Below are 1,078 nucleotides of genomic sequence, written 5' to 3' on the forward strand. Positions count from 1 at the left end.
TGCCCCGCCCGATCTTCTCCACCGTTTGCGGGGTGGCATACATGAGGCTGAAAAAGTCGGAGATGTCGAGGACGTGGTCTCCCTCGTAGTGGAAGGGGCGGGTGCGGTCAATCTGCTGCGCCGCCTCCTTCATCTTGCGGAAGTTGTCGCCGTATCCGGACTCGTTGCCCAGCGACCAGCTGAAGATGCAGGGATGGTTTTTGTCCCGCTCCACCATGCGCACCATCCGGTCGACGCAGGCCGCCGTCCAGCGGGGATCGCTGCCCGGCACGCGGCGGCGCAGCCCGTGGGTCTCGAGATCTGCCTCGTCCATCACGTAGATGCCGTAGCGGTCGCAGAGCTCGTAAAAGCCGGGATGGTTGGGATAGTGGGAGGTGCGGATGGCGTTGATATTGCCGGCCTTGAGCAGCTTGATGTCGGCCTCGGTAATCTCCAGGGGCACGGCGTGGCCATGACGGGGGTGGAACTCGTGCCGGTTGACCCCTTTCAGCTTGACGGACCTGCCGTTGATGAAGAGCCGGCTGTCCCTGATCTCCACCTTCCTGAAGCCAAAGCGGGAGCAGCGGACATCGAGGGGCTCCCCATTTTCGCCGTAGAGGAGCAGGAGAACCTTGTAGAGGTGCGGCGTCTCCGCCGACCACTTCCGGGGATTGGCCACCCTCGCCCTAAGCTGGAGAACTGTCTCCCTCAAACCATCGCCCTTCTCCACCACCGCCTCCGCTGCCATCCGCTTGCACTGTTCCACCGGGCGGCCCGCCTCGTCAAAGAGCAAGACCTCGAGGCGGCAGCGCTTCGCCGCGGGGAGACCGCAGGCGGCAATCTTCGCCTCAACATGCAGCTCCGCGTCCCGGTAGTTCTCGTCCAGGCCGCAGTAGATGAAGTAATCGCGAATCTGCAGCCGGGGCATGGCCAGCAGGTAGACATCCCTGAAAATTCCCGAGAGGCGCCACATGTCCTGGTCCTCCAGGTAACTCCCGGCGGACCACTTGTAGACCTCCACGGCCACCCTGTTGGCGCCCTCTTTAAGCAGGCCCGTAATCCTGAACTCGGCCGGGGTCATGGAGCCCTGGCTGTAGCC

At 63.5% G+C, this 1,078-nt stretch carries 1 protein-coding gene; it reads right to left on the reverse strand.

Translation table 11 applies throughout. From position 1 onward, the window contains the following. Positions 1-1,078: glycoside hydrolase family 2 TIM barrel-domain containing protein (locus ACE4YL_RS15195; protein WP_461369800.1), on the reverse strand; the 1,078-nt coding region annotated here is incomplete at both ends.

Origin of the sequence: Candidatus Darwinibacter acetoxidans (assembly GCF_041936445.1) — a bacterium.
Lineage (GTDB): Bacteria > Bacillota > Limnochordia > Darwinibacteriales > Darwinibacteriaceae > DTU010.